Here is a 17699-nt window from a genome sequence, read left to right on the forward strand (position 1 = left end):
GTTTAAGAGGGAAAAAGAATCGGTCAGGCGGTTTGAGGGAACTGCCCGGCGCAGGAACTCTTCCGGAAATCAGTTTTCTGGAAGAGTTTCCATAAAAGTTTTTCATGGAAGTTTTTCTGGAAATTTTTGAGGGAAAGAGTATAATAGGATAGAATATCATCGCAAGGGAGGATGAAGATGAACTGGATAGAAAGTTTGCTAATCATAGCAGGAATTTCATTAGACATATTTGCAGCGATGGAATGCCAGGGCTCATTGGTAGCGAAAATAGATAAAAAACATTTGAGTCTGATTTGTGCATTGATTGCACTCTGGCAGATGGTTGCTTTGTTTGTAGGAAATTCACTTGCTACGCTCCTTTGCCGGGATGAGATAACGCAGAAAGAGAGTTTAATTGGTGAAATCCTTGCAATCGTTATTTTCTTTGGATTAGGAATCCGGTTGTTAATAAAGGCACTTCGGAATGAACGGGTGATTGAACACCGCGAAGAAAACTTAGGATTCAAGCGTTTTACCTTGATGGCAGCAATGACAAGTATTTACACAGTCCTTGCAGGAATTGCGTTTGGTCTGTTAGGGACCAATGTAACGATTATTTTAGTATTAATTGTCTGTTTTACGATAGCATTTGTAATTATGGGAATGTATACAGGCTACCACTTGGGATTCGAACATAAAACAAAAGCTTATGTTGGCGGCGCAATTTTATTATGGATTGCAGGAATTGATGTCATTGTCCGACATCTGCATTAAGGAATCATCGTGACAAAAGAAAAAGACTTCTACAACGTAGTTGAGGGACTGGGTTGTGGAAGTCTTTTAGTTTTTTCCTGCAAGAGATTGTAATCTGTGTTATAATGAGGCGATGAAAATAGAAAAGTAAAAGAGGAAGCAGTGTGAACATATATTTAACAGCAATCAATGCAAAATACATTCATTCCAATCTGGCTGTGTACAGCCTGAAAGCCTATGCGAAGGAGTTTCAGGATAAGATTCAGATTGGTGAATTTACGATTAATAACAGAGCGGATGCGATTTTAGAGGAAATCTACAAGGCAAAACCGGATGTACTTTGTTTTTCCTGCTACATCTGGAATATTGCATATGTGGAGGAGATTATAACGGAATTTCATAAACTGCGGCCGGAGGTTCCAATCTGGGTTGGCGGGCCGGAAGTGTCTTATGAGGTGGAGGCATTTTTAAAAGAGCATCCACAGGTGACCGGAATTATGATTGGTGAAGGAGAAAAGACATTCCGAGAGGTGTGCGAATATTATGTAAACCAAGAGAACGCACAAACGCAGGATGAAAAAGAAAAAGAGGGCAGCATAAAACATTCAGAGAGGCTTTTTGATATCAGGGGGATTGCAATCCGCGAAGAACAAACAGGCGAGGTGATTCTGACCGGGCCGCAGGAAATCTTAGATATGAATACGATTCCATTCTGCTATGGGGATATTGAAAAAAGCAGCGAAGAGGACCAGATGGCATACTTTAAGAATCGCATTATCTACTACGAATCCAGCCGTGGATGCCCGTTTTCTTGTAGTTATTGTCTGTCTTCCGTGGAGAAAAAGCTTCGTTTCCGTGATGCGGAACTTGTAAAAAAGGAACTTGGCTTTTTCATTGAGAAGAAGGTTCCACAGGTCAAATTTGTGGATCGAACCTTTAACTGCGACCATAAACATGCGATGGAAATCTGGAAGTTCCTCAAGGAACATGACAATGGAGTCACCAATTTCCATTTTGAAATATCGGCAGATCTTCTGACAGAGGAGGAACTGGAGTTTATCGGAACGATGCGCCCGGGGCTGATTCAGCTTGAGATTGGGGTGCAGTCGACCAATGAGGCAACCATCACAGAGATTCACCGTACCATGAAGTTAGACCGGTTAAAAGAGACGGTAAGAAAGATTCAGAAGAATGCAAATATCCATGAGCATCTTGATTTGATAGCGGGATTGCCTTACGAAGATTACGAGACGTTCCGAAAGTCGTTTAATGAGATTTATGCATTAAAACCAAATCAGCTTCAGCTTGGCTTTTTGAAGGTGCTTAAGGGTTCTTACATGTATGAGCATGCAAAGGAATACGAAATCGTTTACCATGCAAAGCCACCTTATGAGGTGATGAAGACCAGATGGCTTCCGTTTGAGGATGTACTTCGCATCAAACGGGTAGAGGAAATGCTAGAAGTTTACTACAACAGTGGGCAGTTTGAAATTACGATGAAGGTGTTGGAACCATTTTTCCAGGATGCCTTTTCCATGTTCCAGCTGCTTGGAGACTTCTACGAAAAGAATGGCTACTTTGCGATGAGCCACTCCAGAATCAGACGTTGTGAGATTCTGCTGGAATTCATGCAGGAGTATTTACGTGAGATGCACGGAAAGGTTGACATAACAACTGAAAGAGGAGATGCGTTGGAGCTACATCAGGAGGCACTGCTGTTTGATTTGTATTATCGCGAAAATTGCAAGAGCAGACCAAAATGGGCGGCAGACGCTACATCCTTTAAAGAGATGACGAGAACCTACTGCAAACGTGGAATGCTTTCCCATGTCGAACCGTTCCATTATCTTTTCCCGGATAAGAAGGTACGCACGCTGAAAGAACTCCCGGCGCGGCAAAAGGAGCCTGTTTTTGTATTGTTTGATTATGAAAAAAGAGATCCGCTCGACCACCAGGCAGCGGTAAGTCTTGTGTGAAAAAATTCACAAATAACATTACAAAAAAGATTCATAAAATAATTTATGGGACAGTGGCTTTTTCAATTAAAACGAGGAATGAAATGATAAAAGATTATGTGGTTATCGACCTTGAAATGACAGGGTTAGATGCAAAAAAAGATAAAATTCTAGAGACAGGAGCGGTTCGTGTCAGAGACCATCAGGTTGTAGAGACGTTTGGTACCGTCTGTAATCCAGATGTGCTTTTGAGTGAAAAAGTGATAGAACTGACCGGCATCACACAAAAGATGGCAGAGGAAGGACAAGCGCTTGATGAGGCGGTGGCGGAGTTCCTGGATTTTTGTGGCGAAGATATTATCGTAGGGCAGAATGTGATTTTCGATTATAGCTTTTTAAAACAATGGGCGGTCAATCATAAGATTCCGTTTGAACGAAAGGTACTCGATACGTTAAAACTTGCGAGAAAATTTTTGCCGGAAGGACAAAAGAAGAATTTAGAAGCACTTTGTGAATATTATAACATAGAGCGTGAAAATGCACATAGAGCCATCGATGATGCCCTTGCGACGCAGCAGGTTTTTGAAATGCAGCAGGCACAACTGGAAAAAGAAAATCCAGATGATTTTATTCCAAAACCGCTGCTTTATAAGACAAAAAAACAGACGCCCGCAACCGGGCGCCAGAAAAAACAGATTGAGCTGTTTGCAAAAAAACAGCAGATTACATTGGAAACTCCGGTCGAGAAGCTGACAAGAAGCGAGGCCTCCAGATTAATTGACCAGTTTATTACCCAATATGGTCAAGCTTATCGAGAATGGGCTGCTTCATTAAAGAAGTAAGACCGGACGCCGCATCTTTTAGGTGGGCAATGCCTTGTGTGTTACCGTTTTTTGCATAAAGTTCTGCGAGAAGTGTGTAGTTTGCACTCATATCCGTGCCGGTTTCGATTCCAAATTCCAAAACAGGAATGGCTTCGTTTTCATAACCGTTTTTGATGAGGCATTTTGCATATAATACCAAGGTCTGAACCAGTCGGGTATAGTTTTGTTCGTATTCAGTCAGGTCTGGAAGATTGGCAGGACCATATTTCAGCTTCAGGTCGGTGTTGGACATACCGTTCAAATTCAGCATTTTTTTCGGGGAAAGTGCCTCTAAATCGGCAACATAGCTTTGCAATTCCTCATCATCGCTGATATTAGTTGGAAATTTTTCAAAAGGTATGGTAATATAGGAAAGTCCGCTGATATCCTGGCGCCTTACATGGTTAGCCTCAGCTTCGCGGTTCCAAAATTGTTCGTCGATTTCTGCTTGTTTTTGATTATTACGCCGGATGGCGTATGCTAAAATAAGTACAAAGACGATAAAGAGTCCTAAAAATGGGAATGCCATAGTGTACTTCCTTTCTAAAAAAATAATCGAGGTGTAAAAATGTATAACTTTAATAATAACAAAAACAGAAAAACATTTGCCGCAGTTGTAGTCATTGTTTTGGTTGTAGCAATGCTTGTGACAACAATCTTATCTGTTATGTAAAAATATACAGAAAAAGAGAGGGCATGTCAAATATATTCGTGGATATGTACCTTGAAAACAAATTGACAAATGGGATATAATGTCGACAGGTGTTTTGCCACTATCAGTGCGGCAAAACACAGCTTGGAAACAAGTGAAGGAAATAGAATTATAAGAGGGTAATGAAATGAAAAATTGGAAGAAAATCGTACCATTTATAGCAATTGGATTGTTTGTGTGTTCAGTGGTAGGATACAATGTGACAGCAAAGGCACAGGAGGAAGATAAAATTGCGGATAAGGTGACGATTGGCGGAATTGATGTGGGCGGAATGAACGCATTAGAAGCATCCGAGGCCGTTGAGACACACGTAGAAGAGGCAATGAATACTACCTTCACATTACAGGCAGATGAGAATCAGATTGAGGTAAAGGCAAAGGACCTCGGAATAACATGGTCAAATACAAATGTAGTTGATGAGGCGCTTCACCTTGGAAAAACAGGAAATCTGATTCGCAGATACAAAGATAAAAAAGACTTAGAGAACTCAGGCAAAGAACTTGCATTGAAATATGATGTGGATGAAGCAGCCGTTTCTTCTATTTTAGAGGAAAATGCTGCTACCTTAAATACAAGTGTTGTGAACAACGGATTAACCAGAGAAGATGGAAAATTTGTCTTTGTAAAAGGTCAGTCCGGTGTGGAAGTGAACGTAGAGGATTCTATCGCACAGATTGAAACATTTTTAAGCAGTGACTGGGATGGCGAGGATGCCACCATTGATTTAGTGGCTGACGTTGTAGAGCCGGAAGGCAGTGAGGAAGAACTCTCAAAAGTAAAAGATGTGTTAGGAACCTTTAACACAAGTTTTGCAACATCTTCCGCTGCAAGATGTGCTAATATTGAAAATGCAGTTTCTAAGATTAATGGAACCGTGCTTTATCCGGGAGAAGAATTCTCAGCTTCTGGAACCATGGGAGAGCGAACAGCGGAGAATGGTTACCAGTTAGCCGGAGCATACGAGAACGGACAGACGGTAGAGGCTTATGGCGGCGGTGTATGTCAGGTTTCTACGACGCTGTACAATGCAGTGATTTTATCAGAATTGAATGTGACAGAGCGTTCCAATCATTCCATGATTGTAAGTTACGTAGATCCTTCTAAGGATGCAGCAATTGCAGGTGATTACAAGGATTTGAAATTTAAAAACAATACCAACGCTCCGATTTATATCGAGGGATATACAGCTGGAAAAGTGTTATATTTCACGATTTATGGACAAGAGACAAGAGATGCAAACCGAAAGGTTACTTATGAGAGTGAGATTGTGTCACAGGAAGATCCGGCAGTTCAGTTTGTAACAACTGCAGACCCGCTGGGAACTATCAGTGTGGCACAGTCTGCGCATACCGGATATCACGCAAAATTGTGGAAGATTGTCACAATTGACGGGGTAGAAGAAAGCAGAGAACAGGTGAATACCAGTGTATACAAACCTTCCGCAAAAATCATCAATATCGGACTTGGAACAGATAATGCGGATGCTATCAATGCGGTCAATGCAGCGATTGCGACAGGGGATGAAGCAACAGTACGTGCGACAGTGGCACAGTATGCAGCACAGACCACTGAGACAGCAGCACCAGCACCTTCTACGGAAGAACAGGCGATTGTGCAGGAACCGGTTGTGACACCACCACCTGCAGATACAACAACACCGACAACAGATCAGACTACAACCGATACGACAACAACACCGACAACAGATCAGACTACACCTGATGCGACAGTGGTTCAGTAGGAAAGGTTGAGTGAAGCTGCCTCTTATGATAGAGGCAGTTTTTACTAAATAACGATAAACGTAGTTGAAACAGAAAGATATGGTAGTGATATGAAGATAGGAAAAGCATCCGAATCCGTGTTAAAACGCTCGGTATTCAAACAACTTCATACAAAAAGAGACGAAGTCATTTCGGCGGTGGAAACAGGATTAGATGCAGCCGTGTTAAAGTTAGATGCGGATGAAATGACAGTATTATCCACAAACCCGGTGATGGGCACGCTAGAGGAACTGGGCGAGTATGGAGTGCTTTCCGTCGTAAGTAACCTTGCTGCGGCTGGAGCAACACCGGTTGGGATTCTTCTTACCATCCTTTTACCGGAGAAGGAAGATGAGCGGACGTTAAAAAAAATTGTGGCGCAGGCGCAGGAAGTTTGCGGCCGTTACCAAATCCAGATTTTAGGCGGTCATACGGAAGTTACAAAAGCGGTGAATCAGCCGGTCTTAAGTCTGGTGGCAGTTGGAAAGGCAAAAAAGGAATCTCTTTGTTTGGCAAAAGGTGCAAAGCCGGGGATGGATATTCTGATTGCAAACTGGATTGCACTGGAAGGAACGGTGCTGCTGGCAGCAGAGAAAGAACAGGAGCTTTTAACCAGATATACGGCTCCGTTTCTGGATAAGACAAAAGCGTTAAAGGAGTTTTTAGATATACAAAAAGCGGCACAGATTGCCGCCGGACATGGTGTAGGCGCGATGAAGGATGGCTCTAGAGGCGGCATTTTTGGTACACTGTGGGAGTTCGCAGAGGCTTCCGGCATCGGGCTTGAGATTGATTTAAAAAAAATACCAATCCGTCAGGAAACGGTTGAAGTGTGTGAGTTTTTAGGGGTAAATCCGTATGAACTCCATGCGGGAGGATGTCTGTTGATGGCAGCAGAAGATGGAAATGCGCTGGTACAGGCATTAGAGCGGGAAGGCATTTTTGCAACGGTCATCGGAAAAGCGACAGCAGGAAATGACCGTGTACTTTTGAATGAAGAAGAACGCAGATTTTTAGAACCGGCGAAGCCGGATGAACTGTTGAAATTCATATAAGATAAAATGAGATACGTTGGAGGAAGATATGGCAGAGTTAAACATTGTATTATATGAGCCGGAAATACCGGCAAATACTGGTAATATCGGAAGAACCTGTGTCGCAACAGGGACAAAACTTCACCTGATTGAACCACTGGGATTCCGGTTGGATGAGAAGGCATTAAAACGTGCCGGCATGGATTACTGGAAAGATTTGGATGTGACAACTTATGTAAACTGGGATGAATTCTGTGAAAAGAATCCAAATGCGAAAATTTATATGGCAACGACAAAAGGAAGACATGTTTACTCAGATGTATCTTATGAGCCGGACTGTTTTATCATGTTTGGAAAAGAAAGTGCAGGGATTCCAGAAGAGATTTTAAAGGCGAATCCAGATACCTGTGTGCGAATTCCAATGATTGGGGAGACACGTTCCTTAAATTTATCCAATTCCGTTGCGATTGTGCTTTATGAGGCACTTCGCCAGAATCAATTTGACCACATGAAGTTAGAAGGCCAGCTCCATCGTTTAAGCTGGGACGATTAAGAAGAAAAGAGGAACCAAATGGGGATTATCAATGCAAAAAAACTGGTTCATGAATATATCAGACGTGACGAAGAAGGAAATGTAGAGTCGATTCAGACTGCATTAGACCACGTCGATTTAGATGTGAAGCAGGGTGATTTTATCGCAATTCTTGGACATAACGGTTCAGGAAAATCAACATTAGCAAAACATATCAATGCACTTTTGTCACCATCAGAAGGCACTCTTTGGGTGGATGGAAAGGATGTATCCAAGGAAGAAAATGTGATTCCGGTCAGAAAAGCGGCAGGAATGGTATTCCAGAATCCAGATAACCAGATTATCGCAAGCGTTGTCGAGGAGGATGTCGGATTTGGTCCGGAGAACATCGGAGTTCCGACAGACGAAATCTGGGAGCGTGTGGAATCGAGTTTAAAGTCGGTTGGCATGTTAAAGTACCGCACACATTCGCCGAATAAATTATCTGGTGGACAAAAACAAAGAGTTGCTATCGCAGGTGTGGTTGCCATGCAGCCAAAATGCATTGTATTAGATGAGCCGACAGCGATGTTAGACCCAAACGGCCGTGCAGATGTCATCCGTACCGCACATGAGCTGAACCAGAAAAAAGGTGTGACCATCATTTTAATTACACATTATATGGAAGAAGTGGTAGATGCTGATTATGTCTATGTGATGGAAAAAGGAAAAGTTGTCATGGATGGAACGCCACGCGATATTTTTTCCAGGGTAGATGAATTGAAAGAACACCGGTTGGATGTGCCACAGATTACCTTATTAGCAGATGAACTTCGAAAAGAAGGCGTTGCAATGCCAAAATGTATTTTGACAAGGGAAGAATTTGTGGACGCTTTTACAAAGCTTGTATAGAAAATGAAGTGGAGAAATTATGTCGATTATTTTAGATAAAGTCAATTACACGTATAGTGAAGGAACTGCGTATGAGATTCATGCATTAAAAGACATTAATTTAAAGATTGAAGATGGAGAATTCATTGGAATTATCGGTCATACAGGATCTGGAAAATCAACACTGATCCAGCATTTAAATGGTCTTGCCAAAGCAACATCCGGAACCATTTACTATAATGGGGAAGATATTTATGATGACGATTATGACCTTCGTTCTTTGCGTAACCGTGTGGGGCTTGTGTTCCAGTATCCGGAGCATCAGCTTTTTGAAACCACAATCTTTGATGATGTGTGTTTTGGACCAAAGAACCAGGGATTAGACAAAAATGAAGCTGGACTTCGTGCGTTTGAGGCGCTGCGAAGTGTCGGACTCCCGGAAGAATTGTATTATCAGTCACCGTTTGAACTTTCCGGTGGACAGAAACGTCGTGTCGCAATTGCAGGCGTGCTGGCGATGAAGCCGGAGGTGCTGATTTTGGACGAGCCGACAGCGGGACTTGATCCGGCAGGACGTGATGAAATCCTGGATTTGATTCAGAAAATGCACAAAGAAAAAGGAATTACCGTCATCCTGGTTTCACACAGCATGGAGGACGTTGCAAAGTATGTAGACCGAATTATCGTGATGAATCAGGGTCAAATGATGTTTGACGATTGCCCGAAGGAAGTGTTCAAACACTATAAAGAATTAGAGGCGATTGGTCTTGCTGCACCGCAGGTAACGTATCTGATGCATGAATTAAAGGAAAAAGGTTTGCCGGTAGACATTGAGGCAACAACAGTGGAAGAAGCAAAAGAAAGTCTTTTGAAGGTTCTAAGGAAGTAGGAAAAAATATGTTAAGAGATATCACATTAGGCCAGTATTATCCAGCAGATTCTGTGATTCATAAACTGGACCCACGCGTAAAATTATTTAGTACACTTATATTTATCATATCCTTGTTTTGCTTTAAAGGATTGGCAGCGTTTCTGGTGGCAACCGTTTTTCTGGTGGCGGTCATTAAGCTTTCGAAGGTTCCGTTTCATTTTATGGTAAAAGGATTGAAAGCAATCATGGTGCTGATGTTAATCACGGCATTGTTTAACCTTTTTTTGACGCCAGGTGATCCTATTTTTTCTTTCTGGATTTTTAATCTGACGATGGAAGGTATCAAAAATGCGGGACTTATGGCAATTCGTCTGACCTACCTGATTTTGGGAACGTCCATCATGACACTTACCACAACGCCAAATCAGCTGACAGACGGGTTGGAAAAAGCACTTCATCCGTTGAATAAAATTAAAATTCCGGTACACGCAATTGCAATGATGATGTCGATTGCTCTTCGTTTTATTCCGATTTTGATTGAGGAAACGGACAAAATTATGAAGGCGCAGATGGCGAGAGGTGCCGATTTTGAATCTGGAAATCTGATGAAAAAAGCAAAAAGCATGATACCACTTTTGGTGCCGCTTTTTGTCTCCGCATTCCGAAGAGCGGATGACCTTGCAATGGCAATGGAGGCAAGATGTTATACCGGTGGGGAAGGCAGAACCAAGATGAAACCGTTAAAATATGCCGCAAGAGATCATAAGGCATATGTAGTTGTATTGGCGTATTTCGTCGTGATTCTTCTTTGCAGATTCTTTTTAAGCTGGCCGATGTAGGAGGAAACTTCTTTGAAACGAGTGAAAATGATTGTTGCCTACGATGGAACAAACTATTGTGGGTGGCAGATACAGCCCAACGGAATTACAATTGAAGAAGTGCTGAACCAGAAATTGTCACAGCTTTTAGGGGAGGAGATTACCGTAACCGGTGCAAGCCGCACCGATTCGGGCGTTCACTCCCTTGGGAATGTGGCAATTTTTGATACTGATACCAGAATGCCGGCAGATAAAATTGCATTTGCGCTAAACCAGCGCCTGCCGGAAGATGTTGTGGTGCAAGGCTCCTGTGAGGTGCCGGCAGACTGGCATCCTCGTTATCAGGAAAGCCGCAAAACTTATGAATATCGCATTTTAAACCGGACATTCCGTATGCCGACGAGACGGCTGGATACTTATTTTTTCCATTATAATCTAGATGTGGAAAAAATGCAGCGGGCGGCATCCTATCTGGTTGGAGAACACGATTTTAAAAGCTTTTGCGCGGTAGGTGCGCAGGTAAAGACAACGATTCGTACCATTTACGCCTGTGATGTGACAAAAGGAGCGGATGATATTATTACCATCCGCGTCACGGGAAATGGATTTTTATATAATATGGTTCGTATTATTGCAGGAACTTTGGTGAAAGTAGGCAATGGTGATATTGAGCCGGAACAGATGTTGGAAATTTTAGAGGCAAAGAACCGCGAGGCAGCCGGCCCGACTGCACCGGCACATGGACTCACTATGATGGGGATTGAGTATTTATAAAAAAAGAATGTGTATTTATATGGAAAAAACTTGACACACATGGCTTCGTGTACTATAATATTCAAGTCTGACAAAGAGACAAAATGTTACTCCAAAGCCCCGGAGTGCATTTGATTGATACAATTTATTTGGCAGAGGAAGCGGTGCGCCGGACATTCGCATTGTGGAAATGTCACATAACATTCTAGGAGGAAAATCAATGAAAACTTTTATGGCTAGCCCAGCTACCATTGAGAGAAAATGGTATGTAGTTGACGCTGAAGGTAAGACATTAGGACGTTTAGCATCTGAAGTTGCTAAAGTATTAAGAGGAAAGAATAAACCAACTTTTACACCACACATCGATACAGGTGATTATGTAATCGTTGTTAACGCTGAGAAGATTAAAGTAACTGGTAAGAAATTAGACCAGAAAATTTACTACCATCATTCAGACTATGTAGGTGGTATGAAAGAAACTACTTTAAAAGAAATGTTAAACAAGCACCCAGAAAGAGTAATTGAGTTTGCTGTTAAGGGAATGCTTCCAAAGGGACCTTTAGGAAGACAGATGTATACAAAATTATTTGTATATGCTGGTCCAGATCACAAACATGCAGCTCAGAAACCTGAAGCTTTAACATTTTAATAGGAGGTAAACTACATTGGCTAATACAAAGTATTACGGAACAGGAAGAAGAAAATCATCTGTTGCCAGAGTATATTTAGTACCAGGTACAGGTAAAATTACAATTAATAAAAGAGATATCGATGAATATCTTGGATTAGAGACATTAAAAGTTATCGTTCGTCAGCCATTAGCTGCAACAGAGACTCTTGATAAATTCGACGTTTTAGTAAACGTTCGTGGTGGTGGTTACACAGGTCAGGCTGGTGCTATCCGTCATGGTATCGCTCGTGCATTACTTAACGTAGATGCTGAATACAGACCAGTTCTTAAGAAAGCAGGATTCTTAACACGTGATCCTCGTATGAAAGAACGTAAGAAATACGGTCTCAAAGCAGCTCGTCGTGCACCACAGTTCTCAAAACGTTAATATTCGTATTTGGTTTGGAACTTATCTATCCCGGAAACAGTTTTGTTTCCGGGATTTTTTTGCATTCGAAAGACACATCTTATGATTTTGGGAAGTGCAGTATAATATTAACTATTCTCGAATTACAGGGAGAAATGTATCTATTATAGAGATTGCAAAGACAATGGGGAAGGATGCTCAATATGTTCGAATTGGGATACAGCAAGGAATTTTAAGCCTTGGAATACAATGAGAATGGGAGAATCAAGTGCGTTCAGATATTATTGCCCAGATAAGAAAGTATGGGAAGAAACAGGTTATTTAATAAAAATGTCTGAAAATCATTTTGACTTTTTTTTTCGTTAATGTTAGTATAAATATATAAAAGGTGCTACCGATAGACGGTTAGTCCAGTATATGAATTGATTAAAATAATCGCCTCAGTTTACCAGACCGGGGGCGATTATTTTTTGTGTGATTTATTACCGAGTGTATATCCAAGTCCAAAGCAGGTTAAGCCAAAACTTAAAACTGCAATGAGACCTTCAAGAGTCAACATTGGCATCCCTCCATGGAAAGATTTCATACTAGATGATTTCTATGTAAACAGAGGGTCACAGTCCCTCTGTTGAAGGACGAACCGCCTACCGAATAGGGTAGCACTTATATTATGATAACAAGGAAAGAATACAGGTGCAATATTTTTATGAAATATTTAGAAATACAAATTTGCATTAGTAGCATCAACCTAAACTGACAATTCACAATCAAGAGCGAGTGAAGCATATTTGAGAGTCTCATCAATCGCAAGGTTATGAATCAATCTTCGCGAGTTAGGTGTAGTATGTAGATTCTTCTGAGGAGTAGTTTCCGGGATTTTTTATTCTAAGAAACATATCTTATGATTCCGTGTTTTTACTTCCAACACCCTCCTTCTTGACAATTTCCCCCATTCTGTTATAATTATAAATCGTATAGTTTGTATACAAACTATTCACATACAAACAAAATCACGCACATACTACATAGATTTATACAGTACCAACAACGCATAACACCAACAATGCATAACACCAACAATGCATAACTACAAAGCCCGACCCACAGATTGGGGTTCATGAAAAAATTTTCAAGCACAAGAATGGAGTTTAACATGGAAAATTCCTTACATTACAGGCTAAGAACCTGCCACACGAACTGCCAGAAAGCAATCGTTCATCATATCAAGCAGACGACGGAACTTCGTCCTGGCGAGCCAAAAATTTTAGAATTTCTTGCAGAACATGAGCCATGCGAGCAGAAGGAAATTGCTGCAGGATGTGGACTTGATTCGGCTTCTGTAACCGGGATTCTAGGACGAATGGAGTCCAGAGGACTTGTGGAAAGGAAGATGAAACCAGGCAACCGCAGGTCACTTTACGTGACGATGACAGAACATGGAAAGGCTCTGCACGAAGAGGTAGAAAAAACGTTTTATCTGGTGGATCAGGCGGCAGAAAAAGGTCTGACCCAATCAGAAAAAGAAGAATTTACAAGACTATTACAGCTTGTAAATCAAAATCTGATAGAATTATTAGAAGAACAAAAATAAAACGAATTTATGACATCTAAGGAAAAAATAACAGGAGGAATGGAAAATTGAGAAAAAGAGTAACTGAAAAAATAAGAAAAGAAAATTATGCGGTACGTTTTCCGGTTTACATAATAGGACTATTCATTATGACATTGGGAGTATCCATGTCTGTAAAATCAAACTTAGGAGTGTCGCCGGTCAGCTCGATTCCATATACCATCACCTGTATCACCGGGCTTGAGATGGGAAAAGCAACGATTTTATTTCACATTGTGTTAGTTCTGCTGCAGGTTTTAATTTTAAGAAGCGCATTTCAAATGAAGAATCTATTGCAGGTTGTAGTTGGAATATTGTTTGGCTATTTTACGACATTTTCGAATTACCTGTTTTCCTTTTTACCATCGACAGACAATCTTGTAATTCGTATGCTGCTGATGCTTTTTAGCACCGTTTTAATTGCGATTGGCATTTTCTTTTACCTGCCTGCCGATATTGTGCCACTGGCGGGAGAGGGAGCCATGAAGGCGATTTCGGATAAGACAAATATTGTATTTAGTAAAGTAAAAATGGGATTTGATATTTCGATGGTCGTAATTTCGCTGATTTCCTGTCTCTTGATTTTGAGAAAATTAGGCTCTGTTGGAGTTGGAACCATTGTTGCAGCGGTATTGGTAGGAGCGGTTCTTGGTGTGCTGACAAAGCTTTTTGAAGAGAAAAGAGACCGTTTTCTTCAGGGAAACGCATAATTTCATAGGTAATTGCGAAACAAGTTCGCAATCTTGATTGAAAACAAGGATAGAATCCTGCAATGCAGGATTCTTGGAATGGAAGGTGGCAGTCATTCATTTAGGGCATGACAAAAAGGCTTCATAGTTAGTATGAAGCAGAAAAATTTATAAAATCTCAATTTTAAGCAATCAAAGGCTTAAGACTTCGGATGTATTGATGTTGATGAATTTTATCAGCAACGATTACTGTAACAAGTTGAGCTATGCCAGCCAAAAGTAAATCGGCATGAAGCGTTTTTTCGTTCTGGGTTTTACGATTAGCTACGCAAAAGCTGTCTTTAAAGTGGTTAATAGATTTTTCAACGTTTACACGGATTTTATATGTTTCTTCCCATTCGTCTGACCCCCGTTCCACTCCGGGATAGGCACGAAGATTCTTTTCGGGATAAACGTAAATCATTCTTCCACAGGAAGATGTTGTGCAGGGATTATCACAATGGCATACACGGCGTTTTGTTTTATCTGCTTTATTGTATTCCCATTTCATTTTCGGGCAGACAAATTTCATCGTGGGAATTTTGCTTTTTAAGTGTGATTTACTACCTTCTCTTTTCATAGGAAGCGAAGGATCATGAGGACAACAGGGAACACCATTTTCGTTGATGGTATAACCGTTATCTTCCATAGAAAGTTTAACGCGGAGAGGAATAAATGCTTTTTCAAATCCAATTTCACCGAAAAGAGATTTGTAGATTTCAATCGTGTCAAAAGCAGCATCACCAAGAAAAGTCTTAGGGGCGATAAGCGGATGCTTCTGAAAGAAATCAACCAGGACAGGAAGCAGGGCTTTTGAATCGGCAAGAGATTTATCCTCATCAGGAGAGTCAGATTTCTTTTCCACAACGATATCCGGATGAGCCTTTAGGAACTCTTTGTTATAGAAAGTGATATCACGGACAATACCAAGTCCGTTGGTTACAATGCCAAACTTATAGGCGTAACAGAAATGTCCATTAATGTACATCTGCTGGATTGCCTGATTGGAAGCAGCATGCGTAGGCATGGAACCATAAGCAGCCTTATAAGGATCATAGGAATCATCAAGGTTATGGGATTTCTTGAAAGCCTTTAACTGCTTGATAATACGGTTTGCGTATTTTGGATTATTTTCAGTCACCCAGGCTTCAATGCCAGAGGTATCGAAGATGGTCATAGCCGCCAGATGAGGATCAAGTTTTTGGCATATCGGTTCGGTCATATCAACCATGTGAACGAACATAGATTGTAAGTCCATCAGGAAATCCTGTTTAAAACGGGTAAATTTTGAGGCATCAGGAACAACATCAAAGCCACAGAAATCACGTAATTCCTGAGAGTATTTCAAGAAAACGATTAGGAGCATATCAGTCGGGATTGAGAATATACGCTGAATCAGAAAAGCTTTAAGCATTGGATAAAGCTGGTGCTTACGAGGTCTTCCGGTTGAAGCATGAAAATGAGTAACAAAAGAAACAGGAACAATTTCATCAAGGTTAATGGCTTCATCAAGAAGAGAAAGGAACTGGTATTTGTCGTTGTCGAATTTATTTTGGCAATCTTCAAAAACTTCTGCCAAAGAGAGCTGTTTATGTGTTATCATGTAGGTATATCTCCTTTAGGTGGATTGGTTGATAGTTTCTCACAACTCTATTTTAGCATAAACCTTGAGGAGATATTTTATTTTAACAACAAAAAAAGCCGTATTTATGCGGCTTTTGGCGTTTCGCAAGCGCCTAAATTGTCAAAAATAGAAAAGGAGAAATATATCAGAGGCGCCATTATGTAACTTGTTATGATTTTATAAAAAAGGCAAATGGATATTACTACAGCGGACAGAGGGATTTAGCGATAAATCTTATGGCGAGTGATGATGAATACACTTGGAAAGAGACATTTTTAGCAGATTTGTCTCAAAGCAAAAATCATGTTTATAAAAATAATGCAGAAAAGTATTACAAAGCTCTGCCAGCTTGGGGAGTAACAGACAATTCGAATGTTCAAAATGTAACTGTTGACAGTCAGAAGATTGATGAAGTGCATGAAATTGATGTCGATGGTGAGACATATTATCTTTGGATAATTTATGATTTGCAAACGCAGAATAAGGTTTCTGATGTTATAATAGAGTAAAAGAAACTAGGAGGGAAAAAGAATGAGAGACGAGACAAAATGTTTACACGCAGGATATACACCTGGAAACGGAGAACCGCGTGTGTTACCAATTGTACAGAGTACAACTTATGTATACGATTCTGCAGCAGAGGTTGCAGCAATCTTTGATGATCCAACCAAAGGCCTTTGCTATTCCAGATTTGGAAATCCAACGGTTATGGCAGTTGAGGAGAAAATCAATGCCTTAGAGGGTGGTGTTGGTGCAATGTGTACCACATCCGGACAGGCCGCAACATTGCTTTCCATTTTAAATATCTGTTCCGCAGGAGACAGTATTGTAAGTACACCAACCATCTATGGAGGAACCATCAATCTGTTTTCATTTACCTTGAAGAAGTTAGGAATTGAATGTATTTATGTCGACCGCGATGCTTCCGTGGAAGAAATCAAGGCAGCATTTAAACCAAATACCAAGCTTGTCTTTGGTGAGACCATCGCGAATCCGGCATTAAAAGTATTTGATATTGAAAAGTTTGCAAACATTGCACATGAGATGGGAGTACCTCTGATTATGGACAATACCTTTGCAACACCGATTTTATGTAAACCCTTTGAATTTGGTGCCGATATCGTTATCCACTCCACCAGCAAGTACATGGATGGACATGCCGTTCAGATTGGCGGTGTCATTGTCGACAGCGGTAACTTTGACTGGACAAACGGCAAATTCCCGGAACTTACAGAGCCGGATGAATCTTATCACGGAATTTCTTATACCGAAAGTTATGGAAAAATGGCTTACATTGTCAAAGCTAGAATGCAGCTGATGAGAGACTTCGGTGTTTATCCGGCTGCACATTCTGCCTTTTTATTGAATCTGGGTCTTGAGACGCTTCCGGTTCGTATGAAGCAGTATTGTGCGAATGCGATGGCAGTTGCAAAACACTTGGAGGAATCACCGGTTGTGGAAAGTGTACTTTACCCGGGACTGCCTTCCAATGAAGATTACGAGTTAGCGCAGAAATACTTAAAAGGATGCAGTGGTGTCATTTCTTTTATCATCAAGGGAGGAAGACCTGCAGCAGCAAGATTTATGGATTCTTTAAAGCTTGCATCCAACGAGGTTCACGTTGCAGACATCAGAACCTGTGTGCTTCATCCGGCAAGTGAGACGCATCGTCAGCTGACCGATGAGCAGCTTGTGGCAGCAGGCATCAATGCCGGCATGGTTCGTTTCTCCGTAGGTCTGGAAAATATAGAAGATATCATCGAGGACCTGGACCGCGCATTACAGGCAGCAGCAGAATAGA

18 protein-coding genes and 1 pseudogene are annotated in these 17699 nt (G+C 41.1%); 17 read left to right on the forward strand and 2 right to left on the reverse strand.

Translation table 11 applies throughout. From position 1 onward, the window contains the following. Positions 1-177 precede the first annotated feature (177 nt). The 3 genes from BIV16_RS00425 to BIV16_RS00435 all read left to right on the forward strand — a co-directional run bounded on the left by BIV16_RS00425 (position 178) and on the right by BIV16_RS00435 (position 3529). Positions 178-753: a manganese efflux pump MntP gene (locus BIV16_RS00425; protein WP_075679912.1), complete on the forward strand. Its 576-nt coding sequence runs from the start codon at positions 178-180 to the stop codon at positions 751-753. Between the two features lie 143 nt (positions 754-896). After that, on the forward strand, positions 897-2708 hold the full coding sequence (locus tag BIV16_RS00430; protein WP_075679911.1) for a B12-binding domain-containing radical SAM protein: 1812 nt from the start codon (positions 897-899) through the stop codon (positions 2706-2708). A gap of 83 nt (positions 2709-2791) precedes the next feature. Further along, positions 2792-3529 (forward strand): 3'-5' exonuclease, encoded by a 738-nt coding sequence (locus BIV16_RS00435; RefSeq protein WP_330546338.1) that lies wholly within the window; start codon positions 2792-2794, stop codon positions 3527-3529. On the opposite strand, the gene BIV16_RS00440 is transcribed toward BIV16_RS00435, so the two are convergent. Next, positions 3477-4079, reverse strand: coding sequence for a hypothetical protein (locus tag BIV16_RS00440; RefSeq protein ID WP_075679910.1), 603 nt, complete (start codon positions 4077-4079; stop codon positions 3477-3479). The two genes, BIV16_RS00435 and BIV16_RS00440, sit on opposite strands and share 53 nt — an antisense overlap. Before the next feature lie 310 nt (positions 4080-4389). Between BIV16_RS00440 and BIV16_RS00445 the strand changes: the two genes are divergently transcribed. The 11 genes from BIV16_RS00445 (at position 4390) to BIV16_RS00495 (ending at position 14256) form a co-directional block, all read left to right on the forward strand. Beyond that, positions 4390-6003 (forward strand): VanW family protein, encoded by a 1614-nt coding sequence (locus BIV16_RS00445; protein WP_075679909.1) that lies wholly within the window; start codon positions 4390-4392, stop codon positions 6001-6003. Between the two features lie 90 nt (positions 6004-6093). After that, on the forward strand, positions 6094-7077 hold the full coding sequence (locus BIV16_RS00450; protein ID WP_075679908.1) for an AIR synthase family protein: 984 nt from the start codon (positions 6094-6096) through the stop codon (positions 7075-7077). Between the two features lie 28 nt (positions 7078-7105). Continuing rightward, positions 7106-7609: a tRNA (cytidine(34)-2'-O)-methyltransferase gene (locus tag BIV16_RS00455; protein ID WP_075679907.1), complete on the forward strand. Its 504-nt coding sequence runs from the start codon at positions 7106-7108 to the stop codon at positions 7607-7609. A gap of 18 nt (positions 7610-7627) precedes the next feature. Next, complete coding sequence (locus tag BIV16_RS00460; protein ID WP_075679906.1) at positions 7628-8479, forward strand: energy-coupling factor transporter ATPase; 852 nt, start codon at positions 7628-7630, stop codon at positions 8477-8479. A 19-nt stretch (positions 8480-8498) separates the two neighbouring features. Next, positions 8499-9347: an energy-coupling factor transporter ATPase gene (locus tag BIV16_RS00465; protein WP_075679905.1), complete on the forward strand. Its 849-nt coding sequence runs from the start codon at positions 8499-8501 to the stop codon at positions 9345-9347. Positions 9348-9355: 8 nt separating this feature from the next. Then, the gene (locus tag BIV16_RS00470) at positions 9356-10168 is read left to right on the forward strand and encodes an energy-coupling factor transporter transmembrane component T family protein (protein WP_075679904.1); all 813 of its coding nucleotides are present in this window, start codon (positions 9356-9358) and stop codon (positions 10166-10168) included. 27 nt (positions 10169-10195) lie between these two features. After that, entirely contained in the window at positions 10196-10921 is a 726-nt protein-coding gene (truA, locus tag BIV16_RS00475) for a tRNA pseudouridine(38-40) synthase TruA (protein WP_083625105.1), read from the forward strand. Positions 10922-11120: 199 nt separating this feature from the next. Further along, entirely contained in the window at positions 11121-11549 is a 429-nt protein-coding gene (gene rplM, locus BIV16_RS00480) for a 50S ribosomal protein L13 (RefSeq protein ID WP_075679902.1), read from the forward strand. A 16-nt stretch (positions 11550-11565) separates the two neighbouring features. Then, positions 11566-11958, forward strand: coding sequence for a 30S ribosomal protein S9 (gene rpsI / locus BIV16_RS00485; RefSeq protein WP_075679901.1), 393 nt, complete (start codon positions 11566-11568; stop codon positions 11956-11958). 1132 nt (positions 11959-13090) lie between these two features. Next, positions 13091-13528 (forward strand): MarR family winged helix-turn-helix transcriptional regulator, encoded by a 438-nt coding sequence (locus BIV16_RS00490; protein WP_075679900.1) that lies wholly within the window; start codon positions 13091-13093, stop codon positions 13526-13528. A gap of 47 nt (positions 13529-13575) precedes the next feature. Next, entirely contained in the window at positions 13576-14256 is a 681-nt protein-coding gene (locus tag BIV16_RS00495; RefSeq protein WP_278335602.1) for a YczE/YyaS/YitT family protein, read from the forward strand. Positions 14257-14499: 243 nt separating this feature from the next. On the opposite strand, the pseudogene BIV16_RS00500 reads toward BIV16_RS00495, so the two are convergent. Next, positions 14500-15877 (reverse strand): annotated as a pseudogene (locus tag BIV16_RS00500) (transposase). Here BIV16_RS00500 and BIV16_RS00505 point away from each other — a divergent pair. From BIV16_RS00505 to BIV16_RS00515, 3 genes are all read left to right on the forward strand, one after another. Further along, positions 15866-16063 (forward strand): hypothetical protein, encoded by a 198-nt coding sequence (locus BIV16_RS00505; RefSeq protein WP_075679898.1) that lies wholly within the window; start codon positions 15866-15868, stop codon positions 16061-16063. The pseudogene BIV16_RS00500 and the gene BIV16_RS00505 overlap by 12 nt on opposite strands. 71 nt (positions 16064-16134) lie before the next feature. Beyond that, positions 16135-16407 carry a hypothetical protein gene (locus tag BIV16_RS00510; RefSeq protein ID WP_075679897.1) on the forward strand — a complete coding sequence of 91 codons (273 nt, stop codon included), beginning with the start codon at positions 16135-16137 and terminating at the stop codon, positions 16405-16407. Between the two features lie 22 nt (positions 16408-16429). Then, positions 16430-17698 carry an O-acetylhomoserine aminocarboxypropyltransferase/cysteine synthase family protein gene (locus BIV16_RS00515; RefSeq protein ID WP_075679896.1) on the forward strand — a complete coding sequence of 423 codons (1269 nt, stop codon included), beginning with the start codon at positions 16430-16432 and terminating at the stop codon, positions 17696-17698. The last annotated feature ends 1 nt before the right edge of the window (position 17699 follow it).

This window comes from Roseburia sp. 831b, from assembly GCF_001940165.2.
Lineage (GTDB): Bacteria > Bacillota > Clostridia > Lachnospirales > Lachnospiraceae > Roseburia.